Below are 21,561 nucleotides of genomic sequence, written 5' to 3' on the forward strand. Positions count from 1 at the left end.
AACACTCACTTCTAGATTTTTAAACTATTACATCTAAAAGCCATATTATAAAGCAAAAAAACCTATATAGTCAAAAACTATATAGGTTTTCTCTGTAACATAGAATAGTTAATTAGAAGTTTACACGAACTTTTACACTACCTTGCTGTGCGAAATACTTACTTCCGATATTTGTATCGTAGTTAATGCTGTATTCCATCATTTTGTACTTAGCAGTAACACCAATGCCAACATCAAAGCTTATTTTGTTCTGTTTGAGACTATTAGTCGGGAATGGTTGTGCCATACCTTGTAATCTTGCATCAATAGCTGGCACTTTATTCCTAAATGCATAATCAACCATTGCGTAAAGCTCAGGTTTTAGCACTACATCACTGACATTGATATTACTTGATAGTTTCGCTCCTAACATTCCATCAAAACTGTTATAGGTCTTTCCTTTAATGATAAGATTTTGGTAAGTAGCTCCGGTTTCTTTATATCCTTTATCTTTGATAGCTAAGTATCTAAGCCCTGCTACTGGTGTTAGATTAATGTTCTCAGGCATTACATAAGTATAGCCTGCCATTAACTGACCTACATAACTTTCAGATTTATACTTACCGCTTGCAGTTTGATAAGCAACAGTATTCACTGCCGCTGCAATACGTCTTGATTTACTTCTTATTGTATTATCCGAGTAAGCTGTTATAGCTTCAACAAAGAAATTTTCATAAGGCAAGTTATATAAACTGTATAAAGAATAGATGTTAGTCTGTACTTTATTCTTATCGCCTGTCTTATTATTTTTCAGTTTGATATCGGTATCAGCCCTTGTATATGCAATCCCTAACATTAAATCATCGCTAACTAAACCGTCAAAACCTATAGTGCCACCAGTTGTATCAGACTTATAACCACTTACATTATTAGACATCTTTTGCGTTGCATTACCGACAAATGGGGTTATCCACGCACCAAACTTAGCATCTCTATCCTCATCACCTGCAGATATGGAAGCCGGCTGTAGTTCATCAATTCTAGCATTTAGATTAATTAAACTACTTGATATATTACTTGTTATAATTTGATTATTAACATTAGCTATAGTATCGCTAGGTTTTACAACATCTTGTATTAGATGACTTACAGCTTCTACTACCTGTGAATTTGTCATACACCCAAAGTCATTATTGAGAGCCTGACGTGCATCTGAACCGTTTTGTGCTTGTGCCATTATTTCAAGCGATCTTTGAGTAACCCCTGTAAAATCTTTTTCTATCACTGCTCCAGATATGTCTTCTGCAAATAAAGTTAAAGACGATGCATCAAAAGTAAAGTCAACAAAACGGTTTTCATTGTTAATAGTTATTTTAACATTATCTGCGGGAGCAGGCTTTAAACCACCAGCTGTTTCTGCATATATTACTGTATATTTTGTATTTGGATCTATATTATTAATATCAAAATTAGTAGCAGTAACAACAAGTGCTAAAGTTGAAACCCCCGATAAATCAAGAGTACTACCCGATTTTATTAAGATATTACCGCCTGACTTAACTGCCCCGTCAAAAATAGTATTTAAGGTTAATGTATCGGTAAAATCACCTGATCCTTTATAGATTACTTGATTTGCTCCTAAGGTAATAGTAGTACCGCTACCTGTTATAGCACTGTTAAACGATAGGTTATTACCAAAATTCATAGTAGCACCATCAGCTTGAAAGCTCGTCGCCGTTACATCTTTAGCAAAATTATAGGTAAAACCTTTGCCTAAAATCACTGGCCCTGTATTAGTAAACATATCAGCAAAACTGGTAGTACCACTAAATGTTGCAGTACCTTTTGCGTTAACACTGCTTGCAAAACGCATTGTGCCTGCGGTGGTAATATCACCTACCGGACTATTTGCATTACCGACAACATCGCTAACACTACCACCACCATTAAAGTTCAACTTTAACGTTTGACCCCCGGTTTTATTTATACCACCTATTAAGTTAATAGCTGGCATTGTTAACATCCCCATACCGTTACCTTGGATTTCATTGATACTAGTATTACCTCCTGTGGTTATAGTTACATTACCCGCACCTACTTTTAACATAGCGAGATTTGTAATAGCTCCTTTAATAGTGCTAGCACCACTTGCAATTATCGTACCGTTAACTCCGTTGCTACTTGTAACGCTACCATTGATATTTTGACCTATACCGAGTGTTATAGCTGCTGCGTGATTATTAAAATCTACATTGCCGTTAATATTGCCGTTCTGAGTTAAAACAGTATTAGCTTTAAATGTTAAATTAGCATTGATATCCTTATTATAATTAATTGCCGGTACTGATAATGCTAAATTGTTAGCAAATATATCCGTATCTACTTGGATTGTTCCGTTTCCTTTAAATTCTAATTCTTTTAACCTATTTACTTTAGTACCGTAAGTAGCACCATCAACACTTGCAAGTATTATTTTTCCACCCGCAACTTCTGAATTTACCACAATTTTACCTTTATTCGGAGCAAAAGGGTCAAGTATAGCATTTAATGTTATCCTACCGTTACCAGCTGCACTATTTTGTAATACTAATTCAGCATCTTCATGTGCAAAATTAATAGTCTGACCATTGGCTAAAATATTTATTGCATTAGCACCTTCTGTATCAATAGTATAAGAACCTTCACCAGCAGCAAATATTGTATTTGCAGCTCCTATATTTATTCTATTAATTTGGTTAGTAGTACTGCCTACATCAATAAACTTTGTATTACTTAGGATATTAAATTCAATAACATTTGTAGTATCTATATTATTAAATGCTACATTACCAAAAATACTTAATGATCCTAATTCATTGCCTCCCGTACCTATTGCTTTAGCTCCACCATCACCTTGTAAGGTTATAAGTTTTGTTGCACTAATAAGAGTTAAATTACCACCACCGGTTGCAAATGCAGGCAAATCATTTTTAAGCGTTATAACTCTATCATCTATAATACTATTGTTAAGTAATAAAAGACTTGAATTTGCTCCTTTAAAACTAATCACCTGACCGTTTAATAAATTAACATCTGCGTTCTTAACATCTATTCCAAAATTCTTATCATTTTGAATGTCAATTAGTGCAACTTCACCAATACTAGCATCATGTGCCATCACTGTACTTGCAGCATTAATATTAAGTGTACCATTATTACCGTTTACTATAACACTGGTTAAATTATAAATTGGACCATCAGGACCGTTAAACTCTAATGTACCACCGACTCCAAAATCTATATTATTTGCAGCTATGCTTCCTCCAGCTTGTAATGTTGCTCCTGCTCCTACATTTAATGTTTCTAAGGCGTTTGTATTACCTATATTGCCAGTTACTGTACTATTACCGGCAAAGGTCACTACACCATTATTAGCATTACCTGTATTATCTATTGCTCCAGTTACTACTACAGGATTTGTAAATGTCAATCTTGATGCATTATCCGTTAAATTTATTGCATTAGCTTTTACTACATCTCCTTTTAATTGTACTAAGCCTGCTCCTACATCCAATGTTGCTAAGGCATTTGTATTACCTATATTGCCAGTTACTGTACTATTACCGGCAAAGGTCACCACACCATTATTAGCATTACCTGTATTATCTATTGCTCCGGTTACTACTACAGGATTTGTAAATGTCAATCTTGATGCATTATCCGTTAAATTTATTGCATTAGCTTTTACTACATCTCCTTTTAATTGTACTAAGCCTGCTCCTACATCCAATATTGCTAAGGCATTTGTATTACCTATATTGCCAGTCACTGTACTATTACCGGCAAAGGTCACCACACCATTATTAGCATTACCTGTATTATCTATTGCTCCGGTTACTACTACAGGATTTGTAAATGTCAATTTTGATGCATTATCCGTTAAATTTATTGCATTAGCTTTTACTACATCTCCTTTTAATTGTACTAAGCCTGCTCCTACATCCAATATTGCTAAGGCATTTGTATTACCTATATTGCCAGTTACTGTACTATTACCGGCAAAGGTCACCACACCATTATTAGCATTACCTGTATTATCTATTGCTCCGGTTACTACTACAGGATTTGTAAATGTCAATCTTGATGCATTATCCGTTAAATTTATTGCATTAGCTTTTACTACATCTCCTTTTAATTGTACTAAGCCTGCTCCTACATCCAATGTTGCTAAGGCATTTGTATTACCTATATTGCCAGTTACTGTACTATTACCGGCAAAGGTCACTACACCATTATTAGCATTACCTGTATTATCTATTGCTCCGGTTACTACTACAGGATTTGTAAATGTCAATCTTGATGCATTATCCGTTAAATTTATTGCATTAGCTTTTACTACATCTCCTTTTAATTGTACTAAGCCTGCTCCTACATCCAATATTGCTAAGGCATTTGTATTACCTATATTGCCAGTTACTGTACTATTACCGGCAAAGGTCACTACACCATTATTAGCATTACCTGTATTATCTATTGCTCCGGTTACTACTACAGGATTTGTAAATGTCAATCTTGATGCATTATCCGTTAAATTTATTGCATTAGCTTTTACTACATCTCCTTTTAATTGTACTAAGCCTGCTCCTACATCCAATGTTGCTAAGGCATTTGTATTACCTATATTGCCAGTTACTGTACTATTACCGGCAAAGGTCACTACACCATTATTAGCATTACCTGTATTATCTATTGCTCCGGTTACTACTACAGGATTTGTAAATGTCAATCTTGATGCATTATCCGTTAAATTTATTGCATTAGCTTTTACTACATCTCCTTTTAATTGTACTAAGCCTGCTCCTACATCCAATGTTGCTAAGGCATTTGTATTACCTATATTGCCAGTTACTGTACTATTACCGGCAAAGGTCACTACACCATTATTAGCATTACCTGTATTATCTATTGCTCCGGTTACTACTACAGGATTTGTAAATGTCAATCTTGATGCATTATCCGTTAAATTTATTGCATTAGCTTTTACTACATCTCCTTTTAATTGTACTAAGCCTGCTCCTACATCCAATGTTGCTAAGGCATTTGTATTACCTATATTGCCAGTTACTGTACTATTACCGGCAAAGGTCACCACACCATTATTAGCATTACCTGTATTATCTATTGCTCCGGTTACTACTACAGGATTTGTAAATGTCAATCTTGATGCATTATCCGTTAAATTTATTGCATTAGCTTTTACTACATCTCCTTTTAATTGTACTAAGCCTGCTCCTACATCCAATGTTGCTAAGGCATTTGTATTACCTATATTGCCAGTTACTGTACTATTACCGGCAAAGGTCACCACACCATTATTAGCATTACCTGTATTATCTATTGCTCCGGTTACTACTACAGGATTTGTAAATGTCAATTTTGATGCATTATCCGTTAAATTTATTGCATTAGCTTTTACTACATCTCCTTTTAATTGTACTAAGCCTGCTCCTACATCCAATGTTGCTAAGGCATTTGTATTACCTATATTGCCAGTTACTGTACTATTACCGGCAAAGGTCACCACACCATTATTAGCATTACCTGTATTATCTATTGCTCCGGTTACTACTACAGGATTTGTAAATGTCAATTTTGATGCATTATCCGTTAAATTTATTGCATTAGCTTTTACTACATCTCCTTTTAATTGTACTAAGCCTGCTCCTACATCCAATATTGCTAAGGCATTTGTATTACCTATATTGCCAGTTACTGTACTATTACCGGCAAAGGTCACCACACCATTATTAGCATTACCTGTATTATCTATTACTCCAGTTACTACTACAGGATTTGTAAATGTCAATTTTGATGCATTATCCGTTAAATTTATTGCATTAGCTTTTACTACATCTCCTTTTAATTGTACTAAGCCTGCTCCTACATCCAATATTGCTAAGGCATTTGTATTACCTATATTGCCAGTTACTGTACTATTACCGGCAAAGGTCACCACACCATTATTAGCATTACCTGTATTATCTATTGCTCCGGTTACTACTACAGGATTTGTAAATGTCAATTTTGATGCATTATCCGTTAAATTTATTGCATTAGCTTTTACTACATCTCCTTTTAATTGTACTAAGCCTGCTTCTACATCCAATGTTGCTAAGGCATTTGTATTACCTATATTGCCAGTCACTGTACTATTACCGGCAAAGGTCACCACACCATTATTAGCATTACCTGTATTATCTATTACTCCAGTTACTACTACAGGATTTGTAAATGTCAATTTTGATGCATTATCCGTTAAATTTATTGCATTAGCTTTTACTACATCTCCTTTTAATTGTACTAAGCCTGCTCCTACATCTAATGTTGCTAAGGCATTTGTATTACCTATATTGCCAGTTACTGTACTATTACCGGCAAAGGTCACCACACCATTATTAGCATTACCTGTATTATCTATTGCTCCGGTTACTACTACAGGATTTGTAAATGTCAATCTTGATGCATTATCCGTTAAATTTATTGCATTAGCTTTTACTACATCTCCTTTTAATTGTACTAAGCCTGCTCCTACATCTAATGTTGCTAAGGCATTTGTATTACCTATATTGCCAGTTACTGTACTATTACCGGCAAAGGTCACCACACCATTATTAGCATTACCTGTATTATCTATTACTCCAGTTACTACTACAGGATTTGTAAATGTCAATCTTGATGCATTATCCGTTAAATTTATTGCATTAGCTTTTACTACATCTCCTTTTAATTGTACTAAGCCTGCTCCTACATCCAATGTTGCTAAGGCATTTGTATTACCTATATTGCCAGTTACTGTACTATTACCGGCAAAGGTCACTACACCATTATTAGCATTACCTGTATTATCTATTGCTCCGGTTACTACTACAGGATTTGTAAATGTCAATCTTGATGCATTATCCGTTAAATTTATTGCATTAGCTTTTACTACATCTCCTTTTAATTGTACTAAGCCTGCTTCTACATCCAATGTTGCTAAGGCATTTGTATTACCTATATTGCCAGTCACTGTACTATTACCGGCAAAGGTCACCACACCATTATTAGCATTACCTGTATTATCTATTGCTCCGGTTACTACTACAGGATTTGTAAATGTCAATCTTGATGCATTATCCGTTAAATTTATTGCATTAGCTTTTACTACATCTCCTCTAAGAGCAAGTATAGCTTTCCCAACGCTTATTTTAGCTAATGGATCATCATTACCTATTGTACCATCAATTTTAGTATCTGTATTGACAGTTACTATACCTTCTTCTCCATATATATCTCCCAAAATGGTTATCAGTGCAGGCGTACTAGAGTGAATGGTTAATTCAGAATTTTGCTCCAAAATTACATGTTTTAAACCGGTATAAATATTAGCAGCAGCATTAAAACCATGTTTTCGGTCAACTGCAGCTGTGCCGGTTAAAGTTAAGTTTTTATTGGCCTTAATACTAACATCTAAAAAGTTATTGTTTGTAATAATAGAACCTACTTTGGTATTTGCATTGATTATTAGGCCTTCAGGATGAGTATCTGCAACATTTATAGCCTGAATAATACGGTCAACTTCATCTGCAGTGATTATATGATTACCACCGAAAGTAAATGCATCACCATTTTGAGGTCCATTAACAGGATTATTATTATCTGCTCCTGCATTCGTTATACCATGCCAAAGATTGGTATCAGCATTATCACTAAATGCTGCATTATTAGTAGAAATAACACCATATTCGGCAATACCCAATGCCCCGCTACTACTCATCATTAATGCTGCAGTTGAGGTGGTGAATAAAGCAGTTTTAAGACCTTTTTGAATTACTTTTTGAAATAGTTTTGGAAAAACATTCGTCATATCAGAAAACCTAATAAAAATTAAATAACTTATAAATTGTCCTGATTTTAAAGTAACTTTTTAAATATGTCTATATAATTAACAATTAATAAATGATATTTTTACAAAATTTGATATGAATTTGTGACATTATTGCATAGTGGATAAGACAGGTACAATGTAGCATTATTTAAATTATCGGTGTCATCCCATGACTTGACCTGACCACAGAATCCAGTTAAAAATGCTAAACAATACGCGTTCTAAGTTATTTTTCTGGCCCCCCTTTGGTCAGGCCACAGCCACATGGCAACAACGGAAAAATCAAGCCTTGCAACACCACTTTCTGGGAAATGATATACTGAATGTTTGTAGCCTAGAAGGCTTGATCACTGCATAACATCGGAGCATTTTTAAAGATGCTATGAATAACCGCTCCTAGAATATCCATAATATTATCATATCCATAATTATTTAGCTAGGCTTAAGGGAACCTGCTCTAAATAATCCGGAATATAAAAATCAGTATTGACTACAAGCTGTAATTTTGTAGCTTTTGTAACTAGAGTATGATGATTATTTGCTGCCCAATGGAGGAAAGTTGACCCTAATTTATCACGATAATTAATATCAGTAATGTGTTCAAATTAAAAGCCGTATTAATTCCTCACCACAGTTAGCTTTTTAGCATTATTGCAGAGCAAGATATCCTAATGATCTTTGCAGTCAATATTATATTTAAAGTGTCTACTATAATCACTCATATATTACTTTTTGTAAAGCTTTTGTCCTAAAATTTTATCACATTCTACATAGTCTTTAATAAAAAATTTTACTAGTTTTAGGTATTGATACTTGTCATAAATTTGCGTTACTCTTTCTAGAAGAGTGTGTTGCTTAGTGTTTTTACTGCTTAGCGTATGATTTACTACAGACCCTATTAATCTCACATCTTCAGAATCAATAGTGAAATCAAAAACCTTAGAGCCGTATGCGCTTCAAATTTAGCACCTTTGCTCTTTGCTAATTAATACTTTTGCTGATTAGATATTTTTTGTTCTACAGCTAAATTTAAAGGAGTTGTATCAAAATATTAGTCCTTTATCCATTAAAGCTTTGACTAATGTTTGAATGCAAATGTTGCTTTTAGACGCCAAGATATTATATCACTATTAGAATTAATTTCCGGTGCAATTAAGGTTTTTATATGCTTTTCTATATAAGAATTATTATATTGAGCAGGCTTAAAATATTTTTTAATTTTTTACAGTATGAATAAATGGTTTAAAGGAATTTAGAACAGTCATAGATTATCTACATCATTAATATATTTCAGCGGCAATTATTAAAAATACATTAATAATAATGTTAATAACAAGTGTTGTAATAGGGATTGCATTGTTTTGTGGAAAGCATGTTCGATGTTATCCCACAAATTAATCGCGAGATAACACAAGCCCCTATCTCTCAGGCAATAATATTTCTCTCTTACCGGTATGGTTCGGTGGTGAGACTATCCCTTCTTTTTCCATTTTTTCAACTAAATTGGCAGCTTTGTTATAACCGATTCTAAGTGATCTTTGGATATAACTAATGGATGATTTCCGCTCATCACGTACTATCTGCACGGCTTTTTTGTAAAGTACTTCATCAGGTGTACCGTCACTAATATCAATGCTAATGTCGTCTTCCTCAAACTGCTCGGTAACGGCTGATATATATTCAGGTGTACCGGTTTCTTTCAAATATTCTGTAATTTTCTCAATTTCGGCTTCATTAACAAATGGTCCGTGTACCCTACTTATCTTTGAAGCGTTCCCCATAAATAGCATATCACCAATACCGAGTAACTGCTCGGAACCTTGCTCACCTAAAATCGTGCGGCTATCGATTTTAGAAGTAACTTTAAAGCTAATACGGCTTGGAAAATTGGCTTTAATGATGCCGGTGATAACATCTACCGAAGGTCTTTGCGTTGCCATAATAATATGGATACCTGCCGCTCTTGCCATTTGAGCAAGCCTTTGAATCAACATTTCAATATCCTTACCTGCAACTAACATTAAATCAGCCATCTCATCAACAATTACCACTATGTAAGGTAGTTTTTCCGTATTCATTGTAACGGTTTTGTAAATAGGCTTGCCGGTTTCAGTATCAAAACCCGTTTGAATCGAACGCTCAATTACTCTATTTTCTTTAATCGCCTCTAAGATTTTTGCATTATAACCTGCGATGTTTTTAACACCGATATTACTCATCATTCTATAGCGGTTTTCCATTTCCTTCACTGCCCACTTAAGAGCAACTACTGCCTTAGAAGGCTCGGTTACCACCGGAGTTAGCAAATGCGGTATTCCATCATAAGCTGATAACTCAAGCATTTTTGGATCAATCATAATAAAGCGGCATTCTTCAGGAGTATAACGATATAACAGCGAGACGATCATGGCGTTAATCCCAACCGATTTACCTGAACCGGTGGTTCCTGCAACAAGCAAGTGAGGCATCTTAGCAAGGTCAGCAATCAGCGGCTTACCTGCCAAATCTTTACCCAAGACTAGTGGCAATAAAATTGATTTATCTTGATATTCAGACGTCTCTATAAGTTCTTTTAAACAGAAGAATTCACGTTGCTTATTAGGAAGTTCAATACCAAGTACATTTTTCCCCGGTATTACTGCTATCCTTGTTGATAAAGCAGATAATGAGCGTGCTATATCGTCTGATAAACCTACTACTCTCGAAGTTTTAGTACCTGCTGCCGGTTCAAATTCATATTGAGTTACTACCGGTCCTTGGTTTATATTAATAATTTGTCCCTTAACACCAAAATCATTCAATACTGTTAATAACTCTTCAGCTTTTTGTTTAAGCTCTGAGGAAGAAGCCCCTTGTACATGACGGTTCTCAGGATCACATAATAACGAAATAGGTGGCAATTCTGATATTTCACTTTGGAGTATTTTAGAAGCAGGTGGTTTGCTAAAGAATTTTATAGGATTTACAGGTACAGATTTATTGTCTTCAACGAATTTTACTTTTTCACTCACAGATTTTTGGTAAGAAAAAGTTATATTTAACTTATCATTATTCTTATTAGGAAATAATCTTACTGAGGACAACCATGACAATACATCATGTAAAAAAGATTGTATCCGGTAGGCCAAAAATTGGCCTAGCTTAATAATAAAATTACTTAAAGAAGTAAATTTAATTTCAAGTAAAAAGACTAATATAATAAAGGTAAAAAATATTAATAATAAGTAAAGTTGATTTGTAAATCGCGCAAAGAAATTAAAGGCTATTATTCCAATAGCTCCGCCTGCATTTGTCGGCATGAATTCTAGTTTGAGATTAGATAATAATATGCTACTGCTTAAGAGGGCCAACAACATTACAAACACACGTATAAATGATGTACGATATCGTCCATACCAACAATTTCTCCCCCAAACAAAGCAGGCAAGCGGTATGATAAAAGCAGCTAATCCAAAAAATTGATATAAAAAATCTGATAAATAAGAGCCAAAAATTCCGACTAAATTACTAGGATACTCTGTTGTGACCGAGTTAAAAGAAGGATCGTCTATATTATATGATGTGAGAACAGTAACAATACCAAGCCCGATTAGCACTAAGGTAACAGCTTGTATTTTATTGTTTGACAGAATTTTATTTATGTAATATAGCATAGTTTTAAATTTTAAAGATAAATTAATGTATCTTTTTCAAGTAACTAACGTTAAGAAATTTCTTATTATTAGCCCAATATGAAATAGCAGCTAATATACAAGACAAAATGATAACAATATGTTGAGCAAGAGAATAAAGCAATTAATTTATCTAACTTATGATTTTTGGTTACGTCAAATATCTTTCCTAAAGTATAGAGCAAATAAACAAAGTAATTGTTTTAATTGATATGCTATTCAGATAAATGTAAAAGTAATAATCATTAATATAGAGTAATTGACTAAGTCAAGACTTTTCTTCATTTAATTCTTTAATTAGTAGAAATATAAAATACTTAGACTGCCAATTAAGAAAATTGCAAGTTCAGAAGGAAAGAATCTATAAGACCAAGGGTCTCTTAATAAATCCATTAAATGGAAGAATCATTCTAGTAATTAAATATATAAATGGATAAAATGATAGAAATTCTTCTTTTTTAGAAATCCAAGGCACATAAATAATTAAAGACATTTCCAACCAAGTTAACTAAATAGACATTATTAACAAAAATTGATAAAGAGAAGGTATAGAGTTTCAATATTAAAGTATTTTCTGTATTATTCATTCCAATAAACATTGTTAGGTTTGTAAAAATAAAACACTAGCTGAAAATGGAGAGATTATACAATTGCCTTAAAGCTGAAAATTTTTGCCACAAGAAGAAAGTAGTCAAAATATAGAAAATATAAGGATGATAAAGCATTAAATATCTACTTTTCCAAAATTTTATTTTGCTTGTATTAATTGCTTTGAAGCTGAAAATTATGAAAAAAATTGTACTGTGATTTCTCTACATACCAATTTTAAAAATATATGAAAGGGCAAATAGTAATCTAACTAACTACTACACTCATTAATGTTTAAATTATATTTTATCCAAAACCTAAAAAATCAAGTAACATAGGTAGCACTTCTCAATAATGGTATAAGTTATTTACATAAAAAGCATCATTTTGTATTATGCAAAATATATTTTTTTACTTAATTATATAAAACTCTCAAGTAATTCATAATGAAAGGTAATTAAAATTCATGACTATAAAAATCCACACAGAAAAAGATTTTGATAAGATGCGGGCAGCAGGAAAATTGGCTGCAGAGACACTCGATTTTATTACTGATTATGTAAAACCAAATATTACTACCAATATTTTAAATGACCTTTGTCATAATTTTATTACTTCTCATAATGCTATTCCTGCACCATTAAATTATAAAGGTTTTCCGAAATCGATTTGTACTTCGATAAATCATGTAGTTTGTCACGGCATTCCAAATGATAAACCTTTAAGGAACGGTGATATAGTAAATATTGATGTTACAGTAATTTTAGACGGTTGGTACGGCGATACTAGCCGCATGTATTATGTCGGTGACGTAGCAATTAAGCCAAAACGTCTTATTCAGGTAACCTATGATGCAATGATGCAAGGCATTGAAGTAGTGAGACCTGGGGCTACACTCGGTGATATTGGACATGCTATTCAAAGTTATGCCGAAAAGCATAATTATTCGGTAGTAAGAGATTATACAGGTCATGGTATCGGGAGAGTTTTTCATGATGAGCCATCAATATTAAATTACGGTCGCAGTGGCACAGGTCTAACTCTAGAAGAAGGGATGTTTTTTACCGTTGAACCTATGATAAATGCCGGTCATTATGACACAATATTAAGTAAACTAGATGGATGGACGGTGACTACCCGTGATAAATCATTATCGGCTCAATTTGAGCATACTATAGGCGTGACTAAAGACGGCTTTGAAATATTTACGTTATCACATAAAAAACTTAATTATCCTCCATATGTTAAATAATAATCTGATAGAACTCTACAATAATGAAATAGACATATACTCCTGTGAAATAAAGAATAGTCATACGAAGATCAACCTGGCAAAGAGTAAGCAGTCTGTAAGCAAAGGAGCAGAGCATATAATAATATTTGAGCATCCAAGGACTTACAAAGACGATGTAGCCAATTTTTCAAGTTCATCAAATATATCTCATTATATAGGTAACCGCAAAAGAGTAAAAGAACGTGTTATTGCCACTGGAGCAGAACATTTTGCCGATTACAAATTACTTGAAATGATACTATTATTGGCTTATCCCTTATAAAGACGCAAAACCTCTTGCTAAAAATTACCTAACCATTTTGATATTAAAGATTTAATCTTGATAAGGAAACATTAATTAGTAATGAAAATTTATACACTAATTTTGCTCTAATATGCAAGTTAATCAATAGAGTATTGAAACAAAAAATAATAAATAAAAATATTATTGTTTGAGTTCTTTGATTGATTATTTAAAAGTTAATGTGCAATATACGTTTAGCGCAATTTCATATATTATTTTTAAATAAAAAAATATTTTAATTGCGATGAGGTTTTATAGACCAAGCGCTGTGGTATATCCACACTAGGTAATGAAACGAGCTTTATTTTTTAATAAACCTTATACTTGGTACATACCATCCAAGTGGTAGCTCTAAACCTTTAAAAGCCGATATTCATATGACAAATAAGATAGTAGAAACATGCAACCCTGTAAATATTATAATTTGAAATCTAATACGTTACTATGAATATAAATAACTATAGTACATTATTTATTTTTTCTTTTATAGCAACCGCTATATTAACATATATATTAACTAAATATCTTCCTATAATTGGTTTAGTTGATGTACCGAGTAGTCGTCGCTTTCATGACAAGATAACACCGCGCGGAGGCGGTCTTGCGATTGTAATTGTTGTAATGATTGCCCTGAGTGGGTTTGAATATATAACGAGCAATAATCTTGTTAATTCAATAAAAATATTACCATTATTACTGGTAATTTCCTCGGTTTCTTTTTTAGATGACTTACAAGCTGTACCTATTCTAATTCGCTTAATAGTCCATTTAATTTGCGCAACTTGTGCTATTGTTCTTTTCTCGCAGGTAAACTCCCTACATATACTAATATATTTCATTTTAGTTGTAGCTTTAAGCGGTTTTATTAATATATATAATTTTATGGACGGTATAGACGGTATGAGTTGCATAGAATCTATTCATCTTGCTAGCACCATGCTTATATTATGTTTTTTACAATTTTCAACTATTGATAACCCGTATTTTATATCTAGTGTAAATGTTATCATTCTTGGTTGTTCTTGTGGTTTTTTAATATTTAATTGGCATCCGGCAAAAATATTTTTAGGAGATGTAGGAAGTATTAGTCTTGGATTCTTAACAGGTCTTTGTTTACTCTTACTTGCTCTTACAAATACTAATTTATTTATAGCTTGTGTTATTGCTAGCTTATATTACATTACTGATGCAGTGTTAACCATATTAATTCGGTTACTCAATAAAGAAAAAATTTGGCAACCTCATTTAAAACATTTTTTTCAAAAAGCAGTACAAAAAGGTAAGTCTCATAAACAAGTAATATCAATTATAGCAGTTTGTAATATATTTTTAATGATCATATCAGTTATATCTTTATATTTTCCCATAATATCTATAATACTTGCTTTAGCTGTCATAACTTTAACAGTGCAGAGTTTATTAAAATGAAGCTCATCAAAGAGGATATTGATAAAATAGTTAGACGTATATTTGTTAAACAACATCCGTTGTTGCCTGAAATCATGATTAACTGGAATAAAATAGTCGGTTTTAACTTCAGCACTAAAGCCTTACCTTTAAAAATTACCACATATACTTATAAAAAACGGAAAATTAATACACTATTTATACAAGCAGAAGATAATGCCATTGCAGCAGAATTACCTTATTATCAAGATATTATACTAGAACGTATTAAAATTTATTTAGGCTTTGATGCAATACATCGAATGAATGTAACGTTCTATAAGCAAAAGCCTTAGGAAGCTGCATGTAAAGTGATTTTAATTAATAATTAAAGAGATTTAATAGCGAAAATTATAAGTTTTTTGCTGAAATAGCTGCTCATATTTCAAAAAATTTATATATTTAATATTTATAGCAAAAAAAATTTAATTAGCTTTAAAATAACTTTACTCTCTAAGGCATGAACATTATGCTTTCTTCTTGTGAATTTCATATGCATTAAAATATCTGCTGTAATATTTAAATTTTTATTTAATTTTCTAATCATAAAAAAAGTAATAGGTCTATAGGTCTTCTTTTATTAAGAATTGCAGATATTGTACTTCTTGAACCTATGCTCTTTTCTAAATCTTTTCTAGAAAAACCAAACTAAACTGTTCTATCCTAGAATTAATTGCTTCAATTGGATCAGGTGCTTCTATTTTATAACGTTTAAGCTCATAATCTTCTACTAATATTGATAATATTTCTGATTTTTCAGTCTCTGAGAAATTTTCTTTTGTATCTAATAAATTATTTTTTTAATGCTTCTTCATATTCTTTTTCTGTTTTTATAATATATTTATGATCAAATCTCTTAACATTTATATTCTTGCATTCATTCCTACAAATCTTATGACATTGTTGTTGCATGGTTCTTTTAAATTTTAAAAGTGGTTACCACATATGAGGGATGATAAAACACAGCCAAAGTACACAAATAAAAATAAGGAGTCTTTAAATTTAAAGACTCCTTTTTCGTGTTAATTTAATAGCTTGTAAAAAGATTTGAGAACTAATTACATATCAAATCTTAACCCTGCCATCAGGTTATTACCTTTATAACGGGTTCCACCAAATTTATATGTGACTCCATCAATAATTTTAGTGGTATTTTTTGTTTTACTGTAATCTATCCAGCTATAAACGAGTTCTGCTTTTATACCCTGTGCTACTTCAAATGAAGTACCTAAAGATAATTGATAAGCAACATTTGTTTTATTTTTAGTAGTTAGGCTAGGATCATTAACAGTTATACCATTAGCACTTGTAGGAATGCCTTTGCCTGTGATTTTCTCTTTTACCATTGCAAGACCAACACCGGCACCAGCAAAAACTTTAAACATACTTAAATCAGCAAAATCTACATAACCGTTAAGTAATACACTTACAATACTAGGCTTATGTTGTTTTGCTGACTGAGTAAGAGTAGCATCTCTTGAACTTTTAGTTATTGATTTTTTCAGATGAACATTTGCTACTGTTCCAAGTGTTAAATCGGTTCTCAAATTATCCATGATATAATAACCTACTCCGATATTACCGGTAAAACCAGTATTAGATTTTAGTTTAAAATCTGTGCCTTTAGATTTTATTTTATTAAAAATCATGCCACCGGCATTAAGTTTTAAATACCATTGATTTTCCATAGATGATGATGACATCGGTAAATTAGTATATGAATCTACAGAGGAATGCATATCACAATTAGCAAATGAAAGACCAGAAGTTAAAAGTGTTGTACTTGCAACTGCTACTAAAAATAATTTTTTCATATTGTTAAATTTTTCCTTTAAATTTTTGTTGTTAGTAAAAACGATATTAGATAATAATTATTACAATTTCTACCTAAATTCGATAAAAAATAGTTTGTAAGTGATATCCCTGACTTGTTATACCCCGCGCTTGTAGCTGGATCTAAACTGAAAATACTAATATTATTAGTATCTTAAATTGTTTTCTTAGATACCAAACTATGGTATGACATTAGGTTATAAAACTATCAATATATTCTTAATTATATATCAAATCTTATACCTGCTGTTAAGTTATGACTTTGATAACGCATTCCACCGGTTTGTACATTTTGCCCTTGATAAACTACGTTTTTACTTTTTGCTCTACCGTCGTTTATCAAGCTATAAGCTAGTTCTACTTTGAAACCGTCAACAATTTGTGCAGAAGTACCTAAAGTTAGCTTATAAGAAATACTGGTTTTGTTTTTAGTTGTAGATGCAAGACCGGTTATCCCATTATATGTAACTTTCTCTTTAACTAATGAAGTACCAACACCGGCACCGACAAAAACATCAAATATATCAAAATTAGTTAAATCTACATAACCGTTAATAAGTAAACGTGTAATAGTAGGTTTATGGGTTACTGAAAAATTAGTACCAGAAAAAGGTGCATTAGTTGCGGTTCCAGATTTTAACTTTCCACCGATTATAGTACCTAAAGTTAAATCAGCTCTAAAATTTTCAGAAATATAATAACCAATACCTAAATCAATTGGAATAGCGGTATTAGATTTTAATTTAACATTAGTTGCTTTATCTTTTTCTTTATTAAACATTAATGCACCGGTATCTATTCTTAAATACCACTCATTATCCATACTATTAGCAAATGATACGGTAGAAGATAAAATTGTTGCACTTGTAGCAGCTATTAAAAGTAACTTTTTCATAATTAACACCTCAAATTTAATAATTAAACATTATCTTTAAATGAGATAACATATTATATTTTTTAGTTCTATATTTAATCGGCTATTATATTCGTTTTATTAAGTTTTGTGATAAAATAAACACATAAATACACTCACACCACTTGAAAATTGACTACGTCATCCTACAAGTAATATGGTACTAACATATTTATATGCTCTGTTCCTCATCACTCTGTAGATTCCTTGCTATTTTTCAATTTGAACTTCATATAACTCACTCTTCATTTTACTTCGGAGCATACTTCAGCAAACATGTATTTATTAAACTTGTCTTTCTCATCTCTAAATTTATCAGCATCAGGCAAAGCAGGCATTTTTTTGGTAATATTTTTCCATCCCTTATTCTCTATAAAATCTTTTGCACGTTCTACCCATTCTATTAACTCCGGTGATTCGGGTTTGATGGCACCTATAGGACAATCAGGAATGCATACACCACAATCAATACATTCATCTGGATTAATGACTAGCATTAATTCCCCTTCATAGAAGCAGTCTACGGGACATACTTCAACGCAATCAGTATATTTACATTTTATACATTCATCGGTTACAACATAAGTCATTTTATTATCGATTCTTAATTTTATAAATTAATACAGAAGTTCGCATAGTTAGTATTAATAAAAAATATAATACAAAACTTATAAACATAATAATTAAGGGTTTCAACATTGAAGAATGAATAGTAGGAGAACCAAGCCTTAAAACACTAGCTGGCTGATGCAGGCTATACCAAATATTTACCGAGAATTTTACTATCGGTATGTTAATCAAGCCGATAAGAGCAATGATCGAAGCTGGATTTTGTGCTTTTCTTATATTATCCACACTATTCACTATTATAATATAGCTTAAATATAATAAAAATAATATAAGCATAGAGGTAAGTCTTGCATCCCAAACCCACCATATTCCCCATATAGGCTTTCCCCATAAAGAACCTGTTACTAAACTAATCAAAGTAAAAGTAGCTCCAACGTGACTAGAAGCTACAGCTAACAAATAGTTAATAGTAGTTTTCCATACTAAATAACCAAAGCTGCAAACTGCCATAAAAACATAAATACCAAGGGCCATCCAAGAAGCAGGTACATGAACATACATAATGCGTACAAACTCACCTTGTTGATAATCGACCGGCGAAACTATAAGAGCTAAATAAAGACCTATAACCATCATTATGAAAGTAGATATAGTTAATATAGGTATTATAACCTTTGATAATTTATTAAAATAATAGGGAATTAATAGTTTTAACATATTTTCTTTTCTTATTCTCAATTTCATTCCTAATTAAAAGCGATTCTGTTACATGACTATTATGCCGCCTACGTAGAGAATGAAAATTGGGCTATTACTCAAGCCATGAAAAAATTTCCACTTTCACAGAAATGACATCATTTGAATTACGTAACAATGCTCTACCATGATTAGGAATAGCAAGTTCTTATTTTTTTAAAAAACTCTTTCATTAATAGTCCTGAATCTTCGGCAAGAATTTCGCTATATATTTCCGGTCTATGAAAACAAGCACTACTGTTAAAATATCGCAAATTACTTTCAACAACCCCATGTTTAGGATCAGATGCTCCATAAAACAAACGTTTCAACCTGCTATGACTAATCGCTGCTGCACACATAGCACAAGGCTCTAAAGTAACATAAATATCATAATCATTTAAATTTTTAGAAGATATAATGTTACATGCTTCATGAATAGTAATTATTTCAGCATGATAAAGAGCATTGTTTTTTTCTTCGGTATTATTATAACTACTAGCAATAATTCTCTGATTTAATCTATCTACAATTACTGCTCCAACCGGAACTTCATTTTTATCAAAAGCAATCCTAGCTTGTTTTAAAGCTTGCTGCATGAAAAAGTTATTAAAACTAGTTTCTTTCTCTAACAATAGATTCACGATAATTTACATGTTCTTCGAATCCATGAGGATCTTGGTGAATAATTATTTCAGCTTCTGGAAATTCCTGCAATATTTCAAAAGCAATTTCATCACTAATTTTATGAGCATTATACAGCGACACATTACCATCTATTTCTAAATGGCACTGGATAAAAGCTTTTTGACCGGCATATCTAGTTTTCATTTCATGCATACCTTTTATACCTAAATGGTTATTAACTATCGAGATAATTTTTTGCCTATCTTGTTCAGGTAATTCATGATCTACTAAATTTTTAAATGCCTTTTTAAACAAAGAATAAGAATAGTGAAATATATATAACGAAATAACTACCCCAAATAGTGGATCAACAAACCAAAAATGATCACTTAAATTTATTGAGATAATTACTATAATATTAGTGAGTAAGTCCGTGAAATAATGAAGCTTATCTGCTTGTACTATATCCGATCCTGTTTTTTTAACTACATAAGTTTGATAAAGTACTAAAATAATTGTTAAGAGTATACATACATACATTACAGTAGTACCGTAGCTAATATTCTCCGGTTTTGTGTTTTCAAATAAAGATTTAACTGAAGAAAAAACTACAAAAAAAGCTGAAGCAAAGAAAAAGATCGATTGAGAAAAAATTATTAAATCCTGCATTTTTTCATGCCCGAATCGATGATGATAATCAGGTGGTTGCAGAGCAAACCTTAAAGCTATTAAATTAATAAAGGAGGAAGTGATATCAAGAATCGAGTCAATTAAAGAAGCAAGTATTGATTGTGAATCGGTAACAACCCAAGCATATAATTTGATACTTAAAATAATTAATGCAATAGTAACGGATAAATAAGATGCCGATTTTATTAACTGATTACGACTATTAGTATCCATAACAAATCTTTCCAATTGAATATTCTTAGTTTAACAAAGAAAATATAAAATTCAATGAGTTTTACACTTTACAAAATTCTAAAAACCATATACTTATTAAATTATATTAATTTAGAGAGAATTTATATGAAACTATTATCTAAAATTATGATTATAGCTCTTACAACCTTTATGTTACAAGCATGTACCAGTCCAGGTGGTATGAACAAGCAAGGTCAGGGTACACTAATCGGCAGTACAGCAGGTGCATTAATTGGTTCTAAGTTTGGTAAAGGTAAAGGACAGCTTGTTGGAGTAGGTGCTGGAGCGTTACTAGGTGCTATCCTTGGTAATCAAATCGGTGCAGGTATGGATGAGCAAGATAGAAGACTTGCAGAACGCACCTCACAAAGAGCTTTAGAAACAATACCTAGCGGTACTAGCATAGAATGGCATAATCCAGATAACGGTAATTACGGTTATGTTACGCCTAGCAAAACTTATAAAAATAGCACTGGTCAATATTGCCGTGAGTACACTCAAACAGTTGTAATAGGCGGGAAAGAACAAAAAGCATATGGTAATGCATGCCGCCAACCTGACGGACAATGGCAAGTTGTGAATTGATAAATAGTTCTATGTTATTTCCTACAAAAGCGAGCATCCAGAAAAATTAAAAAAGACCGGACTCACTACAAGCTCCCGGGATGAAGTCCAAAAAAGCTGGATTCTTGTTTTTGCGGAATAATGTACACAACACTCATAGAAATAAATAATTATGACTTTTATAATAACAAGTACAGCATTTAAACATAATGACCATACTTCTAATAA

Annotated in this window: 13 protein-coding genes and 1 pseudogene; 6 read left to right on the top strand and 8 right to left on the bottom strand. The window is 32.1% G+C overall.

What is annotated here, in order from left to right; all coding sequences use genetic code 11:
• Window positions 1–112: 112 nt before the first annotated feature.
• Together AAGW17_RS01195 and AAGW17_RS01200 are read right to left on the bottom strand one after the other, a co-directional pair.
• On the bottom strand, window positions 113–7,864 hold the full coding sequence (locus AAGW17_RS01195) for an autotransporter outer membrane beta-barrel domain-containing protein (protein WP_347939122.1): 7,752 nt from the start codon (window positions 7,862–7,864) through the stop codon (window positions 113–115).
• A 1,439-nt stretch (window positions 7,865–9,303) separates the two neighbouring features.
• Window positions 9,304–11,538: an FtsK/SpoIIIE family DNA translocase gene (locus AAGW17_RS01200; RefSeq protein ID WP_347939123.1), complete on the bottom strand. Its 2,235-nt coding sequence runs from the start codon at window positions 11,536–11,538 to the stop codon at window positions 9,304–9,306.
• Between the two features lie 1,072 nt (window positions 11,539–12,610).
• On the opposite strand from AAGW17_RS01200, the gene map reads away from it, so the two are divergent.
• From map to AAGW17_RS01230, 5 genes and pseudogenes are all read left to right on the top strand, one after another.
• Complete coding sequence (map, locus tag AAGW17_RS01205) at window positions 12,611–13,396, top strand: type I methionyl aminopeptidase (RefSeq protein ID WP_347939124.1); 786 nt, start codon at window positions 12,611–12,613, stop codon at window positions 13,394–13,396.
• Between the two features lie 184 nt (window positions 13,397–13,580).
• Window positions 13,581–13,873, top strand: a pseudogene (locus tag AAGW17_RS01215) (DNA repair protein).
• 168 nt (window positions 13,874–14,041) lie between these two features.
• Window positions 14,042–14,149: a JAB domain-containing protein gene (locus AAGW17_RS01220; protein WP_347939382.1), complete on the top strand. Its 108-nt coding sequence runs from the start codon at window positions 14,042–14,044 to the stop codon at window positions 14,147–14,149.
• 16 nt (window positions 14,150–14,165) lie between these two features.
• The gene (locus AAGW17_RS01225; RefSeq protein ID WP_347939125.1) at window positions 14,166–15,149 is read left to right on the top strand and encodes an MraY family glycosyltransferase; all 984 of its coding nucleotides are present in this window, start codon (window positions 14,166–14,168) and stop codon (window positions 15,147–15,149) included.
• Window positions 15,146–15,463 carry a DUF721 domain-containing protein gene (locus AAGW17_RS01230; protein WP_347939126.1) on the top strand — a complete coding sequence of 106 codons (318 nt, stop codon included), beginning with the start codon at window positions 15,146–15,148 and terminating at the stop codon, window positions 15,461–15,463. Before AAGW17_RS01225 ends, AAGW17_RS01230 begins: the two co-directional genes overlap by 4 nt.
• Window positions 15,464–16,225: 762 nt before the next feature.
• On the opposite strand, the gene AAGW17_RS01235 is transcribed toward AAGW17_RS01230, so the two are convergent.
• The 6 genes from AAGW17_RS01235 to AAGW17_RS01260 form a co-directional block, all read right to left on the bottom strand.
• Window positions 16,226–16,981 (bottom strand): outer membrane protein, encoded by a 756-nt coding sequence (locus AAGW17_RS01235; RefSeq protein ID WP_347939127.1) that lies wholly within the window; start codon window positions 16,979–16,981, stop codon window positions 16,226–16,228.
• Window positions 16,982–17,223: 242 nt separating this feature from the next.
• The gene (locus AAGW17_RS01240) at window positions 17,224–17,895 is read right to left on the bottom strand and encodes an outer membrane protein (RefSeq protein ID WP_347939128.1); all 672 of its coding nucleotides are present in this window, start codon (window positions 17,893–17,895) and stop codon (window positions 17,224–17,226) included.
• Window positions 17,896–18,158: 263 nt separating this feature from the next.
• Window positions 18,159–18,503 (bottom strand): ferredoxin FdxA, encoded by a 345-nt coding sequence (fdxA, locus tag AAGW17_RS01245; RefSeq protein ID WP_347939129.1) that lies wholly within the window; start codon window positions 18,501–18,503, stop codon window positions 18,159–18,161.
• 4 nt (window positions 18,504–18,507) lie between these two features.
• Entirely contained in the window at window positions 18,508–19,200 is a 693-nt protein-coding gene (locus AAGW17_RS01250) for a heme ABC transporter permease (RefSeq protein WP_347939130.1), read from the bottom strand.
• 170 nt (window positions 19,201–19,370) lie between these two features.
• Window positions 19,371–19,862 (bottom strand): nucleoside deaminase, encoded by a 492-nt coding sequence (locus tag AAGW17_RS01255; protein ID WP_347939132.1) that lies wholly within the window; start codon window positions 19,860–19,862, stop codon window positions 19,371–19,373.
• On the bottom strand, window positions 19,834–20,748 hold the full coding sequence (locus AAGW17_RS01260; RefSeq protein ID WP_347939133.1) for a cation diffusion facilitator family transporter: 915 nt from the start codon (window positions 20,746–20,748) through the stop codon (window positions 19,834–19,836). Before AAGW17_RS01260 ends, AAGW17_RS01255 begins: the two co-directional genes overlap by 29 nt.
• Before the next feature lie 126 nt (window positions 20,749–20,874).
• Between AAGW17_RS01260 and AAGW17_RS01265 the strand changes: the two genes are divergently transcribed.
• A complete protein-coding gene (locus AAGW17_RS01265; RefSeq protein WP_347939134.1) occupies window positions 20,875–21,354 on the top strand; it encodes an RT0821/Lpp0805 family surface protein in 480 nt (159 codons plus the stop codon).
• The last annotated feature ends 207 nt before the right edge of the window (window positions 21,355–21,561 follow it).

The organism is Rickettsia sp. Oklahoma-10 (genome assembly GCF_039954865.1).
GTDB classification, from domain to species: domain Bacteria; phylum Pseudomonadota; class Alphaproteobacteria; order Rickettsiales; family Rickettsiaceae; genus Rickettsia; species Rickettsia oklahomensis.

What these genes read in the sequence shown, in the direction of transcription:
- AAGW17_RS01195 (WP_347939122.1), bottom strand. Translation starts at nt 7,864, where the DNA reads ATGACGAATGTTTTTCCAAAACTATTTCAAAAAGTAATTCAAAAAGGT.
- AAGW17_RS01200 (WP_347939123.1), bottom strand. Translation starts at nt 11,538, where the DNA reads ATGCTATATTACATAAATAAAATTCTGTCAAACAATAAAATACAAGCT.
- map (WP_347939124.1), top strand. Translation starts at nt 12,611, where the DNA reads ATGACTATAAAAATCCACACAGAAAAAGATTTTGATAAGATGCGGGCA.
- AAGW17_RS01225 (WP_347939125.1), top strand. Translation starts at nt 14,166, where the DNA reads ATGAATATAAATAACTATAGTACATTATTTATTTTTTCTTTTATAGCA.
- AAGW17_RS01230 (WP_347939126.1), top strand. Translation starts at nt 15,146, where the DNA reads ATGAAGCTCATCAAAGAGGATATTGATAAAATAGTTAGACGTATATTT.
- AAGW17_RS01235 (WP_347939127.1), bottom strand. Translation starts at nt 16,981, where the DNA reads ATGAAAAAATTATTTTTAGTAGCAGTTGCAAGTACAACACTTTTAACT.
- AAGW17_RS01240 (WP_347939128.1), bottom strand. Translation starts at nt 17,895, where the DNA reads ATGAAAAAGTTACTTTTAATAGCTGCTACAAGTGCAACAATTTTATCT.
- fdxA (WP_347939129.1), bottom strand. Translation starts at nt 18,503, where the DNA reads ATGACTTATGTTGTAACCGATGAATGTATAAAATGTAAATATACTGAT.
- AAGW17_RS01250 (WP_347939130.1), bottom strand. Translation starts at nt 19,200, where the DNA reads ATGTTAAAACTATTAATTCCCTATTATTTTAATAAATTATCAAAGGTT.
- AAGW17_RS01260 (WP_347939133.1), bottom strand. Translation starts at nt 20,748, where the DNA reads ATGGATACTAATAGTCGTAATCAGTTAATAAAATCGGCATCTTATTTA.
- AAGW17_RS01265 (WP_347939134.1), top strand. Translation starts at nt 20,875, where the DNA reads ATGAAACTATTATCTAAAATTATGATTATAGCTCTTACAACCTTTATG.